Here is a 21651-nt window from a genome sequence, read left to right as displayed (position 1 = left end):
CGCTGCACGACCCGGGACCCTCCCGAACACTAGGAGCATCCCTTGAAGCGCGACATCCACCCGGAGTACGTGGAGACGCAGGTCAGCTGCACCTGCGGCAACTCGTTCACCACCCGTAGCACCGTCACCGAGGGCGTCATCCGCGCCGACGTGTGCTCCGCGTGCCACCCGTTCTACACGGGCAAGCAGAAGATCCTCGACACCGGTGGCCGCGTGGCCCGCTTCGAGGCCCGCTTCGGCAAGGCGGCCGGGTCCGCCAAGAAGTAGCGACCCGAAAGCGCCGGTCCACGGCTGCCCGGATACCCTCCGGCGGCCGGACCGGCGCTTTGTCGTCCCATGCTGGTACACCGGCGTTCACCCCTTTTCACGAGCAGGGATCCTGATGTTCGAGGCGGTCGAGGAACTGATCGGCGAGTACGCCGACCTCGAGAAGAAGCTTGCCGACCCGGCGGTCTTCGCCGACCAGGCCAACGCGCGCAAGCTCAACAAGCGCTATGCCGAACTGACCCCCATCATCGGCACCTACCGCGGCTGGAAGCAGACCGGCGAGGACGTCGAGACCGCTCGTGAATTCGCGGCCGACGACCCGGACTTCGCCGCCGAGGTGAAGGAGCTGGAGCGGCACCGCGAGGAGCTCACCGAGAAGCTGCGGCTGCTGCTCGTCCCGCGCGACCCCAGTGACGACAAGGACGTGATCCTCGAGGTCAAGGCCGGCGAGGGCGGCGAGGAGTCCGCGCTCTTCGCGGGTGACCTGCTGCGCATGTACCTGCGCTACGCCGAGCGCCTGGGCTGGAAGACCGAGATCATCGACGCCAACGCCTCCGACCTCGGCGGCTACAAGGACGTCCAGGTCGCGGTGAAGATGAAGGGCACCGCCGAGCCCGGCCAGGGCGTGTGGGCCCGGCTGAAGTACGAGGGCGGCGTGCACCGCGTGCAGCGCGTGCCGGCCACCGAGTCGCAGGGCCGCATCCACACCTCCGCCGCCGGCGTGCTGGTCACCCCGGAGGCCGAGGAGGTCGAGGTCGAGGTCAACGCGAACGACCTGCGGATCGACGTGTACCGCTCCTCCGGCCCCGGCGGCCAGTCGGTCAACACCACCGACTCCGCGGTGCGCATCACCCACCTGCCCACCGGCATCGTCGTCTCCTGCCAGAACGAGAAGAGCCAGCTGCAGAACAAGGAGCAGGCGATGCGCATCCTGCGCTCCCGGCTGCTGGCCGCAGCCCAGGAGGAGGCGGAGCGCGAGGCGTCCGACGCCCGCCGCAGCCAGGTGCGCACCGTGGACCGCAGCGAGCGCATCCGTACGTACAACTTCCCGGAGAACCGCATCTCCGACCACCGCGTCGGCTTCAAGGCGTACAACTTGGACCAGGTCCTCGACGGGGACCTGGACGCGGTGATCCAGGCCTGCGTCGACGCCGACTCGGCCGCCAAGCTGGCGGCCGCTGGCGACGGAAGCTGAACCGGAGGCGGAGAACGTGAACCTGCTGCTCGCCGAGGTCGCCCAGGCGACCCAGCGGCTGGCCGACGCCGGCGTTCCCTCGCCGCGGTTCGACGCGGAGGAGCTCGCGGCGTACGTGCACGGGGTCAAGCGCGGCGCGCTGCACACCGTCGCCGACGCCGACTTCGACGCGCGCTACTGGGAGGCCGTGGCCCGCCGCGAGGCCCGCGAGCCGCTGCAGCACATCACGGGCCGCGCGTTCTTCCGCTACCTGGAGCTCCAGGTGGGCCCCGGGGTCTTCGTGCCGCGCCCGGAGACCGAGTCGGTCGTCGGGTGGGCCATAGACGCCGTGCGTGCCATGGACGTCGCCGAGCCGCGCATCGTCGACCTGTGCACCGGATCGGGCGCCATCGCGCTCGCTCTGGCGCAGGAGGTGCCGCGCAGCCGGGTGCACGCGGTGGAGCTGTCCGAGCAGGCGCTGGTGTGGTCCCGCAAGAACGTCGAGGGCAGCAAGGTCGACCTGCGCCAGGGAGACGCCCTGGAGGCCTTCCAGGACCTCAACGGCCAGGTGGACCTGGTGATCTCCAACCCGCCGTACATCCCGCTCACCGAATGGGAGCACGTGGCGCCCGAGGCCCGCGACCACGACCCCGAGATGGCGTTGTTCTCCGGTGAGGACGGCCTGGACACCATCCGCGGCATCGAGCGCACCGCGCACCGGCTGCTGCGGCCCGGCGGGGTCGTCGTCATCGAGCACGCCGACACCCAGGGCGGCCAGGTGCCCTGGATCTTCACCGAGGAGGCCGGCTGGGCGGACGCCGCCGACCACCCCGACCTCAACAACCGTCCCCGGTTCACCACTGCCCGCAAGGCGACGCCGTGACCACGGCGTCACACGTCATGGAGGTCTGCTGATGGCACGGCGTTACGACTGCTCGGACGCGACGGACCGGGTTGCCGGACTGCGCGAGGCCGCGTCCGCCGTACGCCGCGGCGAGCTCGTGGTGCTGCCCACCGACACCGTCTACGGGATCGGCGCGGACGCGTTCAACGCCGAGGCCGTCGGCGACCTGCTGGAGGCCAAGGGCCGGGGCCGCACCATGCCCTCGCCGGTGCTGGTCGGCTCCCCGAACACCCTGCACGGCCTGGTCACCGACTTCAGCGAGCAGGCGTGGGAGCTGGTCGACGCCTTCTGGCCGGGCGCGCTCACCCTCGTCGCCCGTCACCAGCCGTCGCTCCAGTGGGACCTGGGGGACACGCGTGGCACCGTCGCCGTCCGCATGCCGCTGCACCCGGTCGCCATCGAACTGCTGACCGAGACCGGCCCGATGGCCGTCTCCAGCGCCAACCTGACCGGTCACCCCTCGCCGCAGGACTGCGACGCGGCGCAGGAGATGCTCGGCGACTCCGTCGCGGTCTACCTCGACGGCGGTCCGACGCCCGCGGCCGTGCCGTCCTCGATCGTGGACGTCACCGGCAAGGTGCCCGTGCTGCTGCGGGCGGGCGCGCTCAGCGCGGAGCAGCTCCGTGAGGTCGTACCCGACCTGGAGGTCGGCAATTGACACCGCCCATACCCGGGCAGTGGGATCACGGCGAGCGCCCGTTCCGCATCCTCCACGTCTGCACCGGCAACGTCTGCCGCTCGCCCATGGCCGAGCGGCTGACCCGGCACGAGCTGACGCTGCGGCTCGGTGACGGCGCCGCCGGGATCGTCGTGGAGAGCGCCGGCACCTGGGGGCACGAGGGCGCGCCGATGGAGGCGCACGCCGCCACGGTGCTCGCCGAGTACGCCGCCGACCCGACGGGTTTCCTCGGGCGCGAGCTCCTGGACGACCACGTGATCGACGCCGACCTGGTGCTGACCGCGACCCGCGACCACCGCGCCCAGGTGATCTCCATGGGGCACGCGGCGGGTCTGCGCACCTTCACGCTCAAGGAGTTCACCCGCCTGGTGAAGGCGATAGACCCGGCGACGCTGCCGGAGGGCAGCGTGACCGAGCGCGCGCGGTCCCTGGTGCGCGCTGCCGCCGCCCTGCGCGGGTGGCTGCTGGCGCCCACCGCCGACGCCGACGAGGTGTACGACCCGTACGGCGCCCCGCTGACGTTCTTCCGCAGCATCGGTGAGGAGATCCACGACGCGCTGGACCCCGTCCTGACCGCGCTCACCGGGGTTCCGGCGCCCACCGCCTGACCGCCCCCGGCGGAAGGTCTCACCACGAGGTACGCGGCCCCCGGTGGAGCACAAAGCGGCGCGAAATGTCCCGGAGGGTGCGACAGTGGCAGGTGAGAACCTTCCCAGCCGCCGCCCCCGGGAGCGCCGTCATGCCCACCGCGGAAGCGTCTTCACCCGACATAGTCACCCCCACGCTCCCGGCCGGGGCCGCCGGCCTCGACGAGCTGCGCGCCCATGACCCCGAGCTGGCCGACATCCTCCTCGGCGAGGCCCAGCGGCAGGCCTCGTGCCTGCAGTTGATCGCGGGCGAGAACTTCACCTCCCCGGCCGTGCTGACCGCCCTCGGCTCGCCGCTCGCCAACAAGTACGCCGAGGGGTACCCCGGTCACCGCCACCACGCCGGGTGCGAGCTGGTGGACCTGGCCGAGCGGCTGGCCGTGGAAAGGGCCACACGGCTGTTCGGGGCCCCGCACGCGAACGTGCAGCCCTACTCCGGCTCCTCCGCCGTGCTGGCCGCCTACGCGGCCCTCCTGGTCCCCGGGGACACCGTCCTGGCGATGTCGCTGGCCCACGGCGGCCACCTCACCCACGGATCCGAGTCGAACTTCTCCGGCCGCTGGTTCCACATCGTCGGCTACGGGGTGACGCGGGGCGAGACCTTCGAGGAGGGCGGCCTGATCGACTACGAGCAGGTGCGGGCGCTGGCCCACCGCAACCGGCCGAAGGCGATCGTCTGCGGAGGCATCGCCTACCCACGGCACATCGACTACGCCGCCTTCCGGGAGATCGCGGACGACGTCGGCGCGTACCTCATCGTGGACGCCGCGCACACGCTCGGCCTGGTCGCCGGGGGCGCCGCGCCCAACCCCGTGCCGTACGCCGACGTGGTGTGCGCCACCACGCACAAGACGCTGCGCGGGCCGCGCGGCGGGATGATCCTGTGCGGCGCGGACCTGGCCCAGCGCATCGACCGGGCGGTGTTCCCCTTCTCGCAGGGCGGCCCGCACATGCACGCCGTCGCGGCGAAGGCAGCGGCCCTGGCCGAGGCGGCGCGGCCGGAGTTCGCGCTCTACGCCCACCAGGTCGTCGCCAACGCCCGCACGCTGGCCGGCGCGCTCGCCGCGAACGGCCTGCGCGTCGCCACCGGCGGCACGGACACGCACCTGATCGCCGCCGACGTGTCGGCCCTGGGGGTCACCGGGATGCGCGCCCGGGGGCTGTGCGCGGCCGCCGGGATCGTGCTGGACAAGTACACGCTCCCCTACGACACGCAGCCCTGCGCGGCCGGATCCGGCATCCGGCTGGGCACCGCGTCGGTGACCACGCAGGGGATGCGCGAGAAGCAGATGCCGCAGGTCGCGGACCTGATCGTGCGGGCGCTGCGGGAGGAGCGGGGACTGGCGGCCGAGGTCGCGGAACTGGTGGAGGCATTCCCGCCGTACCCCGGCTGAGACGCGCTTCACAGGGGGCCCGGGCCGAAGCCGGCAGTGGCGTGTGCAACCCTGGGTACCCGCTGTGAGTCTACGTCTGTGTTTACAGTCGCCACCCGGACGCGAATAGGGTGTGGCCGTGCGCGAGTACCTCTTGACCCTCTGCGTGGCAGCTGCCGTGACCTACCTCCTCACGGGGCCGGTACGGAAGTTCGCCATCGCGGCGGGCGCCATGCCCGAGATCCGTGATCGTGACGTCCACCGAGAACCCACGCCACGCCTCGGGGGCATCGCCATGTTCGGCGGCCTGTGCGCGGGCCTGCTGGTGGCCGCCCACCTGACGAACCTCAAGAGCGTCTTCGAGCTCTCCAACGAGCCGCGGGCACTGCTCTCCGGTGCCGGACTGATCTGGCTGCTGGGCGTGCTGGACGACAAGTGGGGCGTGGACGCCCTGATCAAGCTGGGCGCGCAGATGATCGCGGCCGGCGTGATGGTGCTGCAGGGCCTGACCGTGCTGTGGCTGCCGGTCCCGGGCAAGGGCATCGTCTCGCTCACACCGGTGCAGTCGACCCTGCTGACCGTGGCCCTGGTCGTGATCACGATCAACGCGGTGAACTTCGTCGACGGACTCGACGGGCTCGCGTCCGGAATGGTGTGCATCGCCGCGGTCGCGTTCTTCATGTACGCCTACCGCATCTGGTACGGCTACGGCATCGAGGCCGCCGCCCCCGCGACGCTGTTCAGCGCGATCCTCATCGGGATGTGCCTGGGCTTCCTGCCGCACAACCTCCACCCCGCGCGGATCTTCATGGGCGACTCGGGCTCGATGCTGATCGGCCTGGTGCTGGCCTCCGGCGCGATCTCCATCACCGGTCAGACCGACCCGGACGCCATCACCAACCTCACCGGTTCGACCCGGGACACCACGCACACCATGGTGCCGGTCTTCATGCCGCTGCTGCTGCCGCTGACGCTCATCGCGATCCCGGCGGCCGACCTGGTGCTGGCCATCGTGCGCCGTACCTGGAACGGGCAGTCGCCGTTCGCGGCCGACCGCGGTCACCTGCACCACCGGCTGCTGGACATCGGGCACTCGCACAGCCGGGCCGTGTGGATCATGTACTTCTGGTCCGCGCTGATCTCCTTCGGCGCGGTCGCCTTCTCGGTGAACTCCTCCAGCCTGTGGATCGTCCTGGGCATCGTCACCCTGAGCGGGATGGGGCTGATCGCCCTGCTCCTGCCGCGCTTCCGGCCCCGCGCCCCGCGCTGGGCCGAGGCGTTCGTCCCACCGCGCTACCGGCGTACCCGGGTGGAGGCCGCGCGGGAGGCGCACGCCGCCGCGGCGGCCACGATCGCCGCGGGGGAGGCCCCCGGCGTCAACGGCGCGACCGCGCTCAGCGCACGGTCCCTGGTGGACGCCGGCCGGGGCGCGGGCAGCCGCCCGTAGGTCGGCCGCTCGATAGCACACCCGTGTTGCGGCGTCAGGAAGACGCCGCGAGGAACACTCCTTCCGTGTGACAGGTCACACACGAACCGGGTAAAGACCTCATCAAATAGTTTGTGATACCGTTCACGAGAACCCGGAGTCAAGCCGAAAGACCCTAGTGCGATGGTCTTCCGGCGTGAGGCATGTCCCCGCCGCCGGGCTACGCTCGTCCTCGACGACCCCTGTACTCCCAACCTCGCCGGAGGAGCTGCCGCCATGCAGTCCAACGACGTCCGAACGCTCCTGAACTGCGCCGTGCCCGCCGCTGCCGCGGGGGTGATCGCGGTCGCTGTCTCCAGCGTGCTCGCGGGCGGCAAGGGCGCGATCGGCGCGGGATTCGGCGCGGTGGTGGTGATCGCGTTCATGGGAATCGGTCTGACGGTGCTTCAGCGCACCGCCCGTTCCTACCCCTCGCTGTTCCAGGCGATGGGCCTGATGCTCTACACCGTGCAGCTGCTGCTGCTCGCCATCGTGCTGGCGGTGTTCAAGCACACGACGCTGTTCGACACCCAGGTGTTCGCCTTCACCCTGCTCGGTACGACCCTGGTGTGGATCGCCGCCCAGGCCCGTGCTCATATGAAGACCAAGATGCTGTACGTGGAGCCCGGATCCGCCGGAACCTCACCGTGAACAGCGGGGCCGGTGCGAGCGAGCTGTCGCTCGTTTGCTATCGTCCGGTCTCAACTGCGGCAGAGCTGGCGCGGGTGGCAGTCATGCCTTCGCAACAGCCCTTCGGCTCAGCGCCCACCCGCCGCCCCCACATCCGTAAGACCAGTCCAGTGCCGTTCCGTGGCCACGTGCCGCGCCGACACGTAGAGGTTGCCGTACCTATGCGCCACGCTGAAGGAGCTCTCGGTGAGTGATGTAACGACGCTCGCCTTCGAGACGAACTGCCACATCTTCGACGGGTGCGGCTTCCCGGCCCCCGGCCTGCACTCCTTCCTCTTCAAGCCGCTGATCGGCGACGCGGACAGCAGCGCCTACTTCAACAAGACGATGCTGCTGGCGCTGCTGGGCAGCATCGTGATCGTCGGCTTCTTCTGGGCTGCCTTCGCCAAGCCGAAGATCGTCCCCGGCAAGCTGCAGATGGTCGCCGAGGCCGGCTACGACTTCGTGCGCCGCGGGATCGTCTACGAGACGATCGGCAAGCGTGACGGCGAGAAGTACGTGCCCTTCATGGTCGCGCTGTTCTTCTTCGTCTGGATCATGAATCTGTGGTCGATCGTGCCGATCGCCCAGTTCCCCGTCACGGCGATCATCAGCTACCCGGCCGCGCTCGCCGCGATCGTCTACGTCACGTGGATGTCGCTGACCTTCAAGAAGCACGGCTTCGTCGGCGGCTGGAAGAACATCACGGGCTACGACAAGAACCTCGGCGCGGTGCTGCCGATGGTCGTCGGCCTGGAGTTCCTCTCCAACGTGATCGTCCGGCCGTTCACCCACGCGGTGCGACTGTTCGCCAACATGTTCGCGGGTCACGTCCTGCTGCTGCTGTTCACCATCGCCAGCTGGTACCTGCTCAACGGGATCGGCATCGCCTACGCCGGTGTCTCGTTCGTGATGGTCATCGTCATGACCGCCTTCGAGCTTTTCATCCAGGCCGTCCAGGCGTACGTCTTCGTGCTGCTGGCCTGCTCCTACGTCCAGGGCGCGCTCGCCGAGCACCACTGAGCACCCGCACGACGCACAGCCCCCCGATTGTCCGGTGGCCAACCCCCACCGGTCCGTGAAAGAGAAGGAAGAAACAGCATGTCCGCTGTGAACCTCGCCGCCACCCAGATCCTCGGCAACCTGGGCTCCATCGGCTACGGCCTCGCGGCCATCGGCCCCGGCGTCGGCATCGGCATCATCTTCGGCAACGGTACGCAGGCGCTGGCCCGCCAGCCCGAGGCCGCCGGCCTGATCCGCGCCAACCAGATCCTCGGCTTCGCCTTCTGTGAGGCGCTCGCGCTGATCGGTCTGGTCATGCCGTTCGTCTACCCGACCTCCTGAGTCCGGGCTGACGAGACAACCCCTTTCGACGGAAGGCACTGATGTGAACGCCCTGGCACAGCTGGCGGCCGAGGAGGCGGAGAACCCCCTCATCCCGCCGATCCCAGAGCTCGTCATCGGTCTCATCGCCTTCGCCATCGTCTTCTTCTTCCTCGCCAAGAAGCTGCTCCCGAACATCAATAAGGTTCTGGACGAGCGTCGCGAGGCCATCGAGGGCGGCATGGAGAAGGCCGAGGCCGCACAGGCCGAGGCTCAGCGGACCCTCGAGGAGTACAAGGACTCGCTCGCCGAGGCCCGTCACGAGGCCGCGCGTCTGCGCCAGGAGGCGCAGGAGCAGGGCGCCGCGCTCATCGCCGAGATGCGTGCGGAAGGCCAGCGGCAGCGCGAGGAGATCATCGCGGCCGGCCACGCCCAGATCGAGGCCGACCGCAGGTCCGCCGCGCACGCCCTGCGCCAGGACGTGGGCAAGCTCGCCACCGACCTGGCCGGCAAGATCGTCGGTGAGTCCCTCGAGGACACCGTCCGCCAGAGCCGCGTGATCGACCGCTTCCTCGACGAGCTCGAGGAGAAGGCCGAGGCCGCGCGATGAACGGAGCGAGCCGCGAGGCACTGGCCACCGCGCGCGAGCGCCTCGACGCGCTGGCGGACAACACGTCCGCCGACGCGGCGAAGCTCGCCGAGGAGCTGGCCGCCGTCACGGGGCTGCTCGACCGCGAGGGTTCGCTGCGCCGCGCCTTGACCGACCCGGCCCAGCCGGGTGAGGCCAAGGCGGGCCTGGCGCAGGCGGTCCTCGGCGGGCAGATCGGCGGCGAGACGTCCGACCTGGTCTCGGGCATGGTCCGCAGCCGCTGGTCGCAGTCGCGTGATCTGGCCGACGCGCTGGAGGAGCTGTCCTACAGCGCCGACCTGATCGCCGCGGAGCGTGCGGGCGTCCTCGACGACGTCGAGGACGAGCTGTTCCGCTTCGGCCGCATCGTCTCCGGCAGCAGCGAGCTGCGGGCGGCGCTGACCGACCGCGCCGCGGGGACCCAGGCCAAGGCGGCCCTGCTGCACTCGCTGCTGGGCGGCCGCGCCAACCAGGTCACCGAGCGGATCGTGATCCGTCTCGTGACCCACCCGCGAGGCCGTAGCCTGGAGGCAGGGATCGACGCCCTGTCCAAGCTGGCGGCGACGCGGCGTAACCGCACGGTTGCGGTCGTGGTCTCGGCGGTACCGCTGAGCGACCGGCAGAAGCAGCGCCTCGGCGCCGCGCTGGCCAAGATCTACGGCCGGCAGGTGCACCTGAACCTCGACGTGGACCCCGCGGTCCGCGGCGGCATCTCGGTTCGGGTCGGCGACGAGGTCATCGACGGGACCATCGCGGACCGCCTCGAAGAGGCGAGCCGGCGGATGGCCGGCTGAACCAGCCACCAACTCAAAGAGCAGTATCAGCGGCCCGAGTTGGGCCGTAGCGAATACTTCGGGCCCAACAAGGAGAGCAGGGAACCCAGATGGCGGAGCTCACGATCCGGCCGGAGGAGATCCGGGACGCGCTGGAGAACTTCGTCCAGTCGTACAAGCCGGACGCGGCCTCGCGCGAGGAGGTCGGAACGGTCAGCCTGGCCGGCGACGGTATCGCCAAGGTCGAGGGTCTGCCCTCGGTCATGGCGAACGAGCTGCTGAAGTTCGAGGACGGCACCCTCGGTCTCGCCCTCAACCTCGAGGAGCGCGAGATCGGTGCGATCGTCCTCGGCGAGTTCAGCGGCATCGAGGAGGGCCAGCCGGTGCAGCGCACCGGTGAGGTGCTCTCGGTCGCGGTCGGCGAGGGATACCTGGGTCGCGTCGTCGACCCGCTCGGCAACCCGATCGACGGCCTCGGCGAGATCGAGACCGACGGCCGCCGCGCCCTGGAGCTCCAGGCTCCCGGCGTCATGGCCCGTAAGTCCGTGCACGAGCCGATGCAGACCGGCCTCAAGGCCGTCGACGCGATGACCCCGATCGGTCGCGGTCAGCGTCAGCTGATCATCGGCGACCGCCAGACGGGCAAGACCGCCCTGGCGATCGACACGATCATCAACCAGCGCGACAACTGGCGTTCCGGCGACCCCAAGAAGCAGGTCCGCTGCATCTACGTCGCCATCGGCCAGAAGGGCTCCACCATCGCCGGCGTGCGCGCCGCGCTGGAGGAGGCCGGCGCCCTGGAGTACACCACGATCGTGGCGGCCCCGGCGTCCGACCCGGCCGGCTTCAAGTACCTCGCCCCGTACACCGGCTCGGCCATCGGCCAGCACTGGATGTACGACGGCAAGCACGTCCTGATCGTCTTCGACGACCTGTCCAAGCAGGCCGACGCCTACCGCGCCGTCTCCCTGCTGCTGCGCCGCCCGCCGGGCCGTGAGGCCTACCCGGGTGACGTCTTCTACCTGCACTCCCGCCTGCTGGAGCGCTGCGCCAAGCTCTCCGACGAGCTGGGTGCCGGCTCGATGACCGGTCTGCCGGTCGTCGAGACCAAGGCCAACGACGTCTCGGCGTTCATCCCGACCAACGTCATCTCCATCACCGACGGCCAGTGCTTCCTGGAGTCCGACCTGTTCAACGCGGGCCAGCGCCCGGCGCTGAACGTCGGTATCTCGGTCTCCCGAGTCGGTGGCTCGGCGCAGATCAAGGCCATGAAGTCGGTCGCCGGCCGCCTGCGCGTGGACCTCGCCCAGTACCGCGAGCTGGAGGCGTTCGCCGCCTTCGGTTCCGACCTGGACGCGGCCTCCAAGGCGCAGCTGGAGCGCGGCAAGCGCATGGTCGAGCTGCTGAAGCAGGGCCAGTACGCGCCGTTCCCGATCGAGGACCAGGTCGTCTCGATCTGGGCCGGCACCACCGGCAAGCTGGACGACGTGCCCGTCGAGGACATCCGCCGCTTCGAGCGCGAGCTGCTGGACTACCTCCGTCGCGAGAAGAAGGACCTCCTGCTGAGCATCGCCGAGACCGGCAAGCTCGGCGACGACACCGTCGAGGCCCTGACCGACGCGGTGGCGGAGTTCAAGAAGCAGTTCGAGACCTCGGACGGCAAGCTGCTGGGTGAGGGCTGAGCATGGGCGCCCAGCTTCGGGTATACAAGCGCCGCATCAAGTCCGTCACCGCGACCAAGAAGATCACGAAGGCGATGGAGATGATCTCCGCGTCCCGGATCGTCAAGGCCCAGCGCCAGGTCCACGCCTCGTCCCCGTACGCCGATGAGCTCACCCGCGCGGTGGCTGCGGTCGCGACCGGTTCCAACACGAACCACCCGCTGACCACGGAGACCGAGAACCCGACGCGTGCCGCGGTGCTGCTCGTCACGAGCGACCGCGGTCTGGCCGGCGGCTACTCGTCCAACGCCATCAAGGCGGCGGACCGGCTGACCGAGCAGCTGCGCGCGGAGGGGAAGGAGGTCGTCCACTACATCGTCGGCCGCAAGGGCGTGGCGTACTACGGCTTCCGTGAGCGCCCGGTCGCGGACTCGTGGACCGGGTTCACCGACAAGCCGACCTACGCGGACGCCAAGTCGGTCGCCGACCCGCTGATCGCGGCGGTCCTCAAGGACACCGCGGACGGCGGCGTGGACGAGCTGCACATCGTCTTCACGGAGTTCGTGTCGATGCTGACGCAGGCGCCGGTGGAGAAGCGGCTGCTGCCGCTCTCGCTCGCCGACGCGACCGGTGGCGAGGCCCGCAAGGAGGGGGAGATCCTCCCCCTGTACGACTTCGAGCCGTCGGCTGAGGGCGTCCTGGACGCGCTGCTGCCGCGGTACGTCGAGAGCCGGATCTACAACGCGCTGCTGCAGGGTGCCGCTTCCGAGCACGCCGCCCGCCGCCGCGCGATGAAGTCGGCGACCGACAACGCCGAGGAGCTCATCAGGACGCTCACGCGGCTTGCCAACCAGGCCCGCCAGGCCGAAATCACCCAGGAAATCAGCGAGATCGTCGGTGGCTCCAGCGCCCTGGCCGACGCGTCTGCGGGGAGTGACTAATCATGACCACCACTGTTGAGACGGCCGCTGCCACGGGCCGCGTCGCCCGGGTCATCGGCCCGGTCGTCGACGTGGAGTTCCCCGTCGACGCCATGCCGGAGATCTACAACGCCCTCACCGTCGAGGTCGCCGACCCGGCCGAGGCCGGCAAGAAGAAGACGCTGACCCTCGAGGTCGCCCAGCACCTGGGTGACGGCCTGGTCCGCGCCATCTCCATGCAGCCCACCGACGGCCTGGTCCGCCAGGCCCCGGTGACCGACACCGGCGACGGCATCACCGTCCCGGTCGGCGACTTCACCAAGGGCAAGGTGTTCAACACCCTCGGCGAGGTGCTGAACGTCCCCGAGGAGAACGCCAACGTCGGCGAGCGCTGGGCGATCCACCGCAAGGCCCCGAGGTTCGAGGACCTCGAGTCCAAGACCGAGATGTTCGAGACCGGCCTGAAGGTCGTCGACCTGCTGACCCCGTACGTCAAGGGCGGCAAGATCGGTCTGTTCGGTGGTGCCGGTGTCGGCAAGACCGTCCTCATCCAGGAAATGATCATGCGTGTGGCGAAGCTGCACGAGGGCGTTTCCGTGTTCGCCGGCGTCGGCGAGCGCACCCGTGAGGGCAACGACCTGATCCAGGAGATGGAGGAGTCCGGCGTCCTGGACAAGACCGCGCTGGTCTTCGGCCAGATGGACGAGCCCCCGGGCACCCGTCTGCGCGTGGCGCTTGCCGGTCTGACCATGGCGGAGTACTTCCGCGATGTGCAGAAGCAGGACGTGCTGTTCTTCATCGACAACATCTTCCGCTTCACCCAGGCCGGCTCCGAGGTCTCCACGCTGCTCGGCCGCATGCCCTCCGCGGTGGGCTACCAGCCGAACCTGGCGGACGAGATGGGCCTCCTCCAGGAGCGCATCACCTCGACCCGTGGTCACTCGATCACCTCGATGCAGGCGATCTACGTCCCCGCGGACGACCTGACCGACCCGGCGCCGGCGACCACCTTCGCCCACCTGGACGCGACGACCGTTCTGTCGCGTCCGATCTCGGAGAAGGGCATCTACCCGGCGGTGGACCCGCTGGACTCGACGTCCCGCATCCTGGACCCGCGCTACATCGCGGAGGACCACTACGCGTGCGCCATGCGCGTCAAGGGGATCCTGCAGAAGTACAAGGACCTCCAGGACATCATCGCGATCCTCGGTATCGACGAGCTGGGCGAGGAGGACAAGCTCACCGTCCACCGCGCCCGCCGTATCGAGCGCTTCCTGTCGCAGAACACCCACGCGGCGAAGCAGTTCACCGGTATCGACGGCTCCGACGTCCCGCTGGACGAGTCGATCGCCGCGTTCAACGCCATCGCCGACGGCAAGTACGACCACTTCCCTGAGCAGGCGTTCTTCATGTGCGGCGGCATCGAGGACCTCGAGCGCAACGCCCGCGAGCTCGGCGTCAGCTGACGCCCGTCGCCTGACGGCTCACCGTGGCAGGGGGCGGACCCTGTGTCCGCCCCCTTGCCGCACCCCCGTTATCCTTTGTTTCATGCACCCGCCGGACGGCGGTGGGTGCCGACCCGAGGAGCCATCTTGGCTGAGCTGCACGTCGAGCTGGTCGCAGCGGACCGCAGTGTCTGGTCCGGCGAGGCCACACTTGTCGTCGCACGCACCGAGTCCGGCGACATCGGCGTCATGCCGAACCACGAGCCGCTCCTGGGCGTGCTCCAGTCCGGTCCGGTGACGATCCGCACCAGCGAGGGCGGCACCGTCGTCGCCGCGGTGCACGGCGGCTTCGTCTCCTTCTCGGACAACAAGCTGTCGGTGCTCGCGGAGATCGCCGAGCTCGCGGACGAGATCGACGTCCAGCGTGCGGAGCGGGCTCTGGAGCGCGCGAAGGCCGAGGCCGACGCCGCCGGTGAGCGCCGGGCCGAGGTCCGGCTGATCGCCGCGACCAGCGGGTCGCGCTGAGCATCCGGCCCACTGGGCCATGAGCCGCGGGAGGCCCGTGAGGGTGTCCCGCGGCTGCAGTAACCCCATTCGTGATGTGGAGCGAGGAGGTCGGTGGGAGTGATCCTCGCTTTTCAGGTGTGCGGGGCCCTGGTGGCGGTGGCGCTGCTGGGGCTGTTCGTCTTCGGGCTGCGACGCCGGCTGATCCAGCGGCCCGGCGGCACGTTCGACTGCAGTCTGCGGATGCCGCCCACCGGCACCGACGAACCCTCCGGCAAGGGCTGGGCGTACGGCGTGGCCCGCTACAGCGGTGACCGGATCGAGTGGTTCCGGGTCTTCTCCTACGCTCCCCGGCCGCGCCGGGTGCTGGAGCGCTCCGCCATCGAGGTGCTGAACCGCCGCCTCCCCGAAGGCCAGGAGGAGCTGGCGCTCCTCTCCGACGCCGTCATCCTGGTCTGCGAGCACCGCGGCACCCGTCTGGAACTCGCCATGAGCGACGACGCGCTCACCGGCTTCCTCGCCTGGCTCGAGGCCGCTCCTCCCGGGCAGAGGGTCAACGTCGCCTGACGGCGACGGCGCTACGGCCCCGCGGTCAGCCCCAACTCCTGCGCCAGAACCGCGGCCTGCACGCGGCTGCGCAGCTCCAGTTTGGCCAGCATGCGGCTGACGTGGGTCTTCGCCGTGGCCTCCGCCATCTCCAGCCGGGCCGCGATCTCCGCGTTGGACAGGCCCTGGCCCACGCAGGCCAGCACCTCCCGCTCCCGCGGCGTCAGCGTTCCCAGCGCCGCGTGATCGGAGGCGGGACGAGGCCGGGGGCGGGCGAACTCGCCGATCAGCCTGCGGGTCACGGCGGGCGCGATCATCCCCTCGCCGCGGGCCACCAGCCGGACGCCCTCGATCAGCCGGTCCGCCTCGGTGTCCTTGAGCAGGAAACCGGCGGCGCCCGCGCGCAGCGCCCCGAAGACGTACTCGTCCAGGTCGAAGGTGGTGAGGACGAGGACGTCGGCCAGCCCCTGCGCGACGATCTCCCGGGTCGCGGACACCCCGTCCATCCGCGGCATCTGCAGGTCCATGAGGATCACGTCGGGTCGCAGCTCGCGGGCGGCGCGGACCGCGGCCTCCCCGTCGGCCGCCTCACCGACCACCTCGATGTCGGGCACCGACCTCAGGATGAGCACCAGCCCCGCCCGTACCGCGGACTGGTCCTCGGCGACCACCACCCGGATCATGCGCTCCCCTCCATGGGCAGTACCGCCCTCACCCGCCATGTCGTTCCCTCCCGGCCCGCCTCGAAGGTGCCCCCGAGCAGCTCCGTGCGTTCCCGCATCCCGATCAGCCCGCTGCCGGAGCCGGGAGCCCGGGGGCCGGGCCGGTCCCCCGCGGCGCCGCTGCGGCAGGGGCTCGCCACGGTCACCGTCAGCGCCCTGCCGTCCTGCGCCAGCATGACGGGCACCTCGCCGGGCGCCGCGTGCTTCAGGACGTTGGTCAGGGACTCCTGCACGATCCGGTAGGCCGCCAGCTCCACCGGCGCGGGGAGCGCGCCGGCGCCCCCGGGGCGCTCGTCGCGCAGCACGAAGTCAGAGTGCGGGGCCGCCGCGCGCATCTGCTCCAGGAGCGCGTCCAGGCCGGCCAGCCGCGGAACGGGCGCCGGCTCGCCGTCCTCGCCGGCCGAGTCGCGCAGCAGCCCGATCAGCCGGCGCATCTCCGACAGGCCCTCCACGCTGTTCTCCCGGATCACCGTGAGCGCGTCGCGGGCCGGGCCCTCGTGGCGGTCCAGGGACAGCGCGGCGGTGGAGTGGATGGCGATCGCGGACAGGTGGCCCGCCACCATGTCGTGCAGTTCGCGGGCCATCCGGGCCCGCTCGCGGCCCACCGCCTCCCGGCGGTCCAGCTCGGCGAGGAGCGCGGTCTGCTCCGCGCGCAGCCGTTCGGCGGCGGCCTCGTCGCGGTGCCGGCGCACGATCACGCCCGTCGAGGCGGGGGCCACCGAGACCAGGGCGCCGACCACACCGATCAGCAGGGACTCGGCGACCGGCTGCACCGCCACGGCGGTGGCGGTGAGCGCGGCCGTGGTGAGCACGCTGACGACCGGCACGACCCGGCTCAGCCGCTTCGGCCCGTACAGGACGGCGGCGTACACCAGGTCGGTGAACATCAGCACGGTCACCAGCAGCGAACCGATCACGAAGTCCGCGCAGACGGTGAGTGCGCCGACGACGATCGCGACGCGGGGCGCGGTCCGCCGCAGCAGTTCGCATCCGGCCATGACCACCAGGGGGAGCAGCGGCAGCCAGGGGCGGTCGCCCGCCGGGTGGTTCCCGGAGTGGGTGTAGAGCCCGAACGCCCACATCGCCAGGCCGCCCGCGAGCCCGGAAGCGGCGATCAGCACGTCGTCGCGGTGCGGGCGGCGGGCGGCGGTGGTCGTCATGGGGCCATCCCAGCACGCGGCGCGGGCGGTGCACGTCGGCCGGTGGTCGGAGCCGCCGGGTACACCGAAGGATGCAGCCGGGTCTCGTCAGCGCGGACGACGCACTCCGCCAAGGCGGTGGGGGAGCCTTGCCGCATGCTGGTGACCCTGATCATCGGGTGCGAGATCGCCTTCTGGGTGCTGCTCGGCGCCGGGCTCGCCGTGCGCTACCTGCTGCGCCGGCCCCGGGCCGGAGCGGCGCTGCTGGTGTGCGTGCCCCTGGTGGACGTGGTGCTGCTGGCCGTCGCCGCGGCCGACCTGCGCGAGGGTGGTACGGCCGGTGCCCGGCACGCTCTGGCCGCCGTGTACGTCGGCTTCTCGGCCGGCTACGGCCACTCGGTCGTCCGCCGGGCCGACGCCCGCTTCGCGCACCGCTTCTCGGGCGGGCCCAAGCCGCCGCCCGCGCCGCGGTACGGCAGGGCCCGGGCCGTGCACGAGTGGCGGCTGCTCGGCCGTACCGCGGTGTCCGCGGCCGTCGCCGCCGCCCTGCTGCGACTCGCCGTCCGGCTCGTCGCGGACGCCGGACGCACGGCGGCCCTGCGGGAGTGGCAGGTGCGGATGGTGGCGACGGCCGGGATCCACGCCGTCGTCGCGGCGAGCTACACGCTGTGGCCCAAGCGGGAGCCGGCCGCCCGGCCCCGCGAGTGAGCGGGCGGGGTCAGCGGTTCTCGCCGGGCACCCACAGCACGTCGCCGACCTCCTTGTTGGCCGTGCGGGCCAGGATGAACAGCAGGTCGGACAGCCGGTTGAGGTAGGTGGAGGTGAGCGGGTTCATCGTCTCGCCATGCTCCTCCAGCGCGGCCCACGTGGACCGCTCGGCGCGGCGGACCACCGTGCACGCCTGGTGGAGCAGCGCGGCGCCCGGGGCGCCGCCGGGCAGGATGAAGCTGCGCAGCTTCTCCAGCTCCTCCAGGAAGCGGTCGCAGTCCGCCTCCAGCCGGTCCACATAGGACTGCTCGACGCGCAGCGGCGGGTACTTGGGGTCGGGGACGACGGGCGTCGCGAGGTCGGCGCCGACGTCGAAGAGGTCGTTCTGGACCCGTACGAGGACGGTCGCGACCTCCTGCGGGAGCGCGCCGAGCGCGAGTGCCACGCCGATCGCCGCGTTCGCCTCGTTGGCGTCCGCGTAGGCCGAGATGCGGCTGTCGGTCTTGGCCGTGCGGCTCATGTCGCCGAGGGCGGTGGTGCCGTCGTCCCCGGTCCGCGTGTAGATGCGCGTCAGATTGACCATGTGCCGAGCGTAGTCTCGGCCGCGCCCGGGACGCGCCCCGTGGCGGTGCCGTGGCGGGGGAGCCGGAAGCCGACTCCGGGGGCGGTACCGGTCAAACTGGACGCGGCGGGGCAGCAACTGGGCGCCGGGGCTCCCAACTGTGCGACGAAGGACACAGGGTGACCCGCCTCTCTTCCTGCTGCGCTCCGCTGTGAAGCGACGTTAAGGTCCCGGCAACAGCATCGAGAAGATAGGTGTGTGCCGTGGCGAAGAAGCTCGCCGTCATCGGAGCCGGCCTGATGGGCTCCGGCATCGCGCAGGTGTCCGCACAGGCGGGTTACGAGGTCGTCCTGCGTGACATCACGGACGAGGCGCTGGCCCGCGGCAGGGGCGGTATCGAGGCGTCCTACGAGAAGTTCGTCGCCAAGGGCAAGCTCGCGGCCGAGGACGCGGCCGCCGCGCTCGCGCGCATCACCACCACCACCGACCTGGACGCGGCCGCCGACGCCGACATCGTCGTCGAGGCCGTCTTCGAGAAGATCGAGGTCAAGCAGGAGATCTTCCGCGCCCTCGACAAGATCACCAAGGCGGACGCGGTACTGGCCTCCAACACCTCCGCCATCCCGATCACCAAGATCGCGGCGGTGACCGAGCGCCCGGAGAGCGTGGTCGGCACCCACTTCTTCTCGCCGGTCCCGCTCATGCAGCTGTGCGAGCTGGTCCGCGGCTACAAGACCAGCGACGAGACCCTGGCGCGCGCCAGGGCCTTCGCCGAGGAGATCGGCAAGACGACCATCGTCGTCAACCGGGACGTGGCCGGCTTCGTCACCACCCGGCTGATCGCGGCGCTCGTCGTCGAGGCCACCAAGCTCTACGAGTCGGGCGTCGCCACGGCCGAGGACATCGACGTCGCCTGCAAGCTCGGTTTCGGTCACGCGATGGGCCCGCTGGCGACCGCCGACCTCACGGGTGTCGACATCCTGCTGCACGCCGCCGACAACATCTACACCGAGTCCCAGGACGAGAAGTTCGCCCCGCCGGAGCTCATGCGGCGCATGGTCGACGCGGGCGCGCTCGGCCGCAAGAGCGGCGAGGGCTTCTACCGGTACTGACGGTACGTCAACCCGGCGGGTCCGGCCCGGTGCTGATGACCGGCGGGCTGGGCCCCTCGGACGCCTTCTGTCACTCGCAAGGGTGAATTCGGTATCGGTTCGCTCACAGACGGCAACCTCTTCGTACGACGGACCGTCAGTTACGTAGAACCACGGCAGTTCCACCCATTCACTCCACGGGGAGGCGTAATGCACATCAGGGGCGATCACGCCGAGCTGGTCGTCGGGGGCCGCCTCGACGTCCGCACCGCGGCGGACGCCCGCAAGGTCCTGCACGGCGCGGTGGACGGCGGCCACGGAGATCTCGTGCTCGACCTGACCGAACTCGACTCCTGGGACGCGACCGGCCTGGGCGTCATCATGGGGGCGCACCGCCGCTGCGGCCGCGCGGACCGGCGTCTCGTCCTGCGGGGCGTGCCCGCGCAGATGCAGCGACTTCTGGTCGCCACGCGGCTGCACCGCATCCTGGTCATCGAGGGGGGTATCGCGGCAGAAGCACTGCCGCGGACCTAGCGCACCCACCGGGCGCGCCGATACGGAAGCGGCAACCCCGGACAGATTCGGACGCAAGGGCGGCATGGCCGCCCTGGGCTTCGCACATACTGTGGGAAGGTTTAGGGTTCGGTTCCGGCGTGCCTCAACCCCGTACGCCGAGGAGGGGAGCCGGACCGGTCCAACGGCGGAACCGCGGGCCCGGTGGGGCCCCGCTGCGACGCACATGGGGGCGGAGACTAATGGACCCACACGGACCCGACATGACCGGTGACGAGTACGGCGCACAACAGGACTCCACGAGCTTTGCCGACGCCACGCCGGCCGCGGGCGCGGAGGACGGCACCGCGCCGGCCCCGCGCGGCGGCCGTCCGCCGCGCGACCCGCTCGCCCTCGAGGTCGGGGCGGGCACGGCGGACGGCGACGCGCCACGCGTCGTCGAACTCGTCGTGGGTGACTGCAGGCTGACCCTCAACCCCGTCGACGGCAGCGAGGTCAGCTCCCTCGCCCCGGGCGACCTGCCCGCGCCCGTCCGGCGCGCGGCGGAGGAGCGCGCCACGCTGACCGCCGCCGCCCGGCCGACGGTGCCGCCGGGACCGCACATGCCCCATCTCCCGCTGCTGGAGCGCGAGGAGGAGCGCGAGCGCCTGGTGCGGCTGCTGTCCCGGGGCCGCTCGGTGCGCGTCACCGGGCCCTCCGGCGCCGGCCGCAGCGTGCTGCTCGACGCGGTCGCCGAGGCCTGCGAGGGCCTCGCCCCCGACGGCGTGATCCGGCTCTCCGGCTACCGGCGGACCCCCGGCGACCTGCTCCAGGAGCTCTTCGGCACCGTCTACGACACCGAGGACTACCGCCCCGGCCGCGGCCGTCTGCTGGAGCTGCTGCGCGACGTCGGCGCGGTCGTCGTCCTGGACGACCTGGAGTTCGGCGGCGCATCCCTGGAGGAGCTGCTCGCGGCGGCGCCGGAGTGCGCCTTCGTGCTGTCCGCCACGCCCGACGTGCCGGCCCCCGCCACCGACTCCCTGGTGGAGGAGGTCTTCCTCCCCGGACTGACCCGGGTCGCCTGCCTGGAACTGCTGGAGCTCTCCGCGGGCCGCCCCCTGGTGGAGGAGGAGACCGCCTGGGCGGCCGACCTGTGGTTCGAGTCCGAGGGCCTGCCGCTGCGCTTCGTCCAGGCCGGTGCCCTGCTGCGGCAGCGCGACGCGCTCGGGGCGGAGATCCTCGCGGCCGACGAGTCCGTGTGGGGCGACGTGGACCCGGCGGACGAACTCCCCGTCGACGCGCCCTTCGACGCCGAGCCGGGCGCGTCGGCCTCGCACGTGCCGCTGCCCTCGCTCGCCGAGAGCGCCGCGCCCGCCGCCCTGCTCGCCTCCCGCCTGGGCACCTCGGCACAGGAGGCGCTGCGCTTCGCGGTGGCCCTGGGCGGCGAGTGCCCGCACCAGTCGCACCTGCCGGCACTCGTCGGCGACACCCACGGCGACGCCGCGCTCGGCGAGATCGTGGCCGTCGGGCTCGCCGTCCCCGTAGCCGCACACCACCGCCTCGCGGCGGGCGTGGGCCGGCAACTGGCCCTCGCGGACGGACTGGCCGCCGAGGCCGCCACCGAGGGCTCCCCGCAGGCGCTGGCCGCCGCCCAGCACTACGCCTGGTGGGCCGGGCACCCCTCGGTCACCCCGCGGCGCGTCGCGGCCGAGGCGGAGGCCATCCTGGCCGCCCTGAGCGCCGCCCGCGACGGCGGGCACACGAGCGCCGCCGTGCTCCTGGCCCGTACGGTGGCGCCCGTCCTCGCCGCCGCCATGCACTGGAGCGCGTGGGAGCGCGCGCTGCGCGTCGGCCAGGAGGCCGCCCGGCTCGCCGGGGAGGTGGCCGAGGAGGCGTACTTCCTGCACGAACTCGGCGTCCTGGCGTTGTGCCTCGGCAACCTGGACCGGGCCCGCAGCG

23 protein-coding genes and 1 pseudogene are annotated in these 21651 nt (G+C 71.3%); 21 read left to right on the top strand and 3 right to left on the bottom strand.

Annotated elements, in window-relative coordinates; genetic code table 11:
- The first annotated feature begins 42 nt into the window (after positions 1 to 42).
- The 17 genes from rpmE (at position 43) to ACRWNP_RS26685 (ending at position 14999) form a co-directional block, all read left to right on the top strand.
- Positions 43 to 267, top strand: coding sequence for a 50S ribosomal protein L31 (rpmE, locus tag ACRWNP_RS26765; RefSeq protein ID WP_431965655.1), 225 nt, complete (start codon positions 43 to 45; stop codon positions 265 to 267).
- Positions 268 to 382: 115 nt separating this feature from the next.
- On the top strand, positions 383 to 1462 hold the full coding sequence (gene prfA / locus ACRWNP_RS26760; RefSeq protein WP_431965653.1) for a peptide chain release factor 1: 1080 nt from the start codon (positions 383 to 385) through the stop codon (positions 1460 to 1462).
- 16 nt (positions 1463 to 1478) lie between these two features.
- Positions 1479 to 2324 carry a peptide chain release factor N(5)-glutamine methyltransferase gene (gene prmC / locus ACRWNP_RS26755; protein WP_431965651.1) on the top strand — a complete coding sequence of 282 codons (846 nt, stop codon included), beginning with the start codon at positions 1479 to 1481 and terminating at the stop codon, positions 2322 to 2324.
- A 31-nt stretch (positions 2325 to 2355) separates the two neighbouring features.
- On the top strand, positions 2356 to 3003 hold the full coding sequence (locus ACRWNP_RS26750) for an L-threonylcarbamoyladenylate synthase (protein ID WP_431965649.1): 648 nt from the start codon (positions 2356 to 2358) through the stop codon (positions 3001 to 3003).
- The gene (locus tag ACRWNP_RS26745) at positions 3000 to 3632 is read left to right on the top strand and encodes a protein-tyrosine-phosphatase (RefSeq protein WP_319136372.1); all 633 of its coding nucleotides are present in this window, start codon (positions 3000 to 3002) and stop codon (positions 3630 to 3632) included. Before ACRWNP_RS26750 ends, ACRWNP_RS26745 begins: the two co-directional genes overlap by 4 nt.
- 131 nt (positions 3633 to 3763) lie before the next feature.
- A complete protein-coding gene (gene glyA / locus ACRWNP_RS26740; RefSeq protein ID WP_431965647.1) occupies positions 3764 to 5065 on the top strand; it encodes a serine hydroxymethyltransferase in 1302 nt (433 codons plus the stop codon).
- A 118-nt stretch (positions 5066 to 5183) separates the two neighbouring features.
- Positions 5184 to 6491: an MraY family glycosyltransferase gene (locus ACRWNP_RS26735; protein WP_431965645.1), complete on the top strand. Its 1308-nt coding sequence runs from the start codon at positions 5184 to 5186 to the stop codon at positions 6489 to 6491.
- A 255-nt stretch (positions 6492 to 6746) separates the two neighbouring features.
- Complete coding sequence (locus tag ACRWNP_RS26730) at positions 6747 to 7160, top strand: hypothetical protein (RefSeq protein WP_431965643.1); 414 nt, start codon at positions 6747 to 6749, stop codon at positions 7158 to 7160.
- 210 nt (positions 7161 to 7370) lie between these two features.
- The gene (gene atpB, locus ACRWNP_RS26725) at positions 7371 to 8201 is read left to right on the top strand and encodes a F0F1 ATP synthase subunit A (RefSeq protein ID WP_431965728.1); all 831 of its coding nucleotides are present in this window, start codon (positions 7371 to 7373) and stop codon (positions 8199 to 8201) included.
- Between the two features lie 78 nt (positions 8202 to 8279).
- Complete coding sequence (atpE, locus tag ACRWNP_RS26720) at positions 8280 to 8522, top strand: ATP synthase F0 subunit C (RefSeq protein ID WP_018563527.1); 243 nt, start codon at positions 8280 to 8282, stop codon at positions 8520 to 8522.
- Between the two features lie 43 nt (positions 8523 to 8565).
- Complete coding sequence (locus ACRWNP_RS26715) at positions 8566 to 9111, top strand: F0F1 ATP synthase subunit B (RefSeq protein ID WP_431965641.1); 546 nt, start codon at positions 8566 to 8568, stop codon at positions 9109 to 9111.
- Complete coding sequence (locus ACRWNP_RS26710) at positions 9108 to 9923, top strand: F0F1 ATP synthase subunit delta (RefSeq protein ID WP_431965639.1); 816 nt, start codon at positions 9108 to 9110, stop codon at positions 9921 to 9923. Before ACRWNP_RS26715 ends, ACRWNP_RS26710 begins: the two co-directional genes overlap by 4 nt.
- A gap of 89 nt (positions 9924 to 10012) precedes the next feature.
- Positions 10013 to 11584 carry a F0F1 ATP synthase subunit alpha gene (atpA, locus tag ACRWNP_RS26705; RefSeq protein ID WP_431965637.1) on the top strand — a complete coding sequence of 524 codons (1572 nt, stop codon included), beginning with the start codon at positions 10013 to 10015 and terminating at the stop codon, positions 11582 to 11584.
- Between the two features lie 2 nt (positions 11585 to 11586).
- The gene (locus tag ACRWNP_RS26700) at positions 11587 to 12504 is read left to right on the top strand and encodes a F0F1 ATP synthase subunit gamma (protein ID WP_431965635.1); all 918 of its coding nucleotides are present in this window, start codon (positions 11587 to 11589) and stop codon (positions 12502 to 12504) included.
- 2 nt (positions 12505 to 12506) lie between these two features.
- Positions 12507 to 13949 (top strand): F0F1 ATP synthase subunit beta, encoded by a 1443-nt coding sequence (atpD, locus tag ACRWNP_RS26695; protein ID WP_431965633.1) that lies wholly within the window; start codon positions 12507 to 12509, stop codon positions 13947 to 13949.
- Positions 13950 to 14072: 123 nt separating this feature from the next.
- Positions 14073 to 14453, top strand: coding sequence for a F0F1 ATP synthase subunit epsilon (locus ACRWNP_RS26690; RefSeq protein WP_431965726.1), 381 nt, complete (start codon positions 14073 to 14075; stop codon positions 14451 to 14453).
- Positions 14454 to 14552: 99 nt separating this feature from the next.
- Positions 14553 to 14999 (top strand): DUF2550 domain-containing protein, encoded by a 447-nt coding sequence (locus ACRWNP_RS26685; protein WP_431965631.1) that lies wholly within the window; start codon positions 14553 to 14555, stop codon positions 14997 to 14999.
- An 11-nt stretch (positions 15000 to 15010) separates the two neighbouring features.
- On the opposite strand, the gene ACRWNP_RS26680 is transcribed toward ACRWNP_RS26685, so the two are convergent.
- Positions 15011 to 15661: a response regulator gene (locus ACRWNP_RS26680; protein WP_431965629.1), complete on the bottom strand. Its 651-nt coding sequence runs from the start codon at positions 15659 to 15661 to the stop codon at positions 15011 to 15013.
- Positions 15658 to 16860, bottom strand: coding sequence for a sensor histidine kinase (locus tag ACRWNP_RS26675; RefSeq protein ID WP_431965627.1), 1203 nt, complete (start codon positions 16858 to 16860; stop codon positions 15658 to 15660). Before ACRWNP_RS26675 ends, ACRWNP_RS26680 begins: the two co-directional genes overlap by 4 nt.
- A gap of 135 nt (positions 16861 to 16995) precedes the next feature.
- On the opposite strand from ACRWNP_RS26675, the gene ACRWNP_RS26670 reads away from it, so the two are divergent.
- On the top strand, positions 16996 to 17547 hold the full coding sequence (locus ACRWNP_RS26670; protein ID WP_431965625.1) for a hypothetical protein: 552 nt from the start codon (positions 16996 to 16998) through the stop codon (positions 17545 to 17547).
- Between the two features lie 10 nt (positions 17548 to 17557).
- Here the strand turns inward: ACRWNP_RS26670 and ACRWNP_RS26665 are convergent, their stop codons facing one another.
- Positions 17558 to 18130: a cob(I)yrinic acid a,c-diamide adenosyltransferase gene (locus tag ACRWNP_RS26665; protein WP_431965623.1), complete on the bottom strand. Its 573-nt coding sequence runs from the start codon at positions 18128 to 18130 to the stop codon at positions 17558 to 17560.
- Positions 18131 to 18372: 242 nt separating this feature from the next.
- Here ACRWNP_RS26665 and ACRWNP_RS26660 point away from each other — a divergent pair, with 242 nt between their 5' ends.
- The 3 genes and pseudogenes from ACRWNP_RS26660 to ACRWNP_RS26650 all read left to right on the top strand — a co-directional run.
- Positions 18373 to 19221, top strand: coding sequence for a 3-hydroxyacyl-CoA dehydrogenase family protein (locus ACRWNP_RS26660; protein ID WP_431965621.1), 849 nt, complete (start codon positions 18373 to 18375; stop codon positions 19219 to 19221).
- A 189-nt stretch (positions 19222 to 19410) separates the two neighbouring features.
- Positions 19411 to 19734, top strand: a complete 324-nt coding sequence (locus ACRWNP_RS26655; protein ID WP_431965619.1) for an STAS domain-containing protein — start codon at positions 19411 to 19413, stop codon at positions 19732 to 19734.
- Between the two features lie 221 nt (positions 19735 to 19955).
- A pseudogene (locus ACRWNP_RS26650) lies at positions 19956 to 21651 on the top strand (ATP-binding protein); the annotation flags it as partial.

The organism is Actinacidiphila sp. bgisy160 (assembly GCF_965342435.1).
Lineage (GTDB): Bacteria > Actinomycetota > Actinomycetes > Streptomycetales > Streptomycetaceae > Actinacidiphila.
The sequence above is the reverse complement of the archived record's forward strand: the minus strand, read 5'-3'. Positions and strand labels throughout refer to the sequence as shown.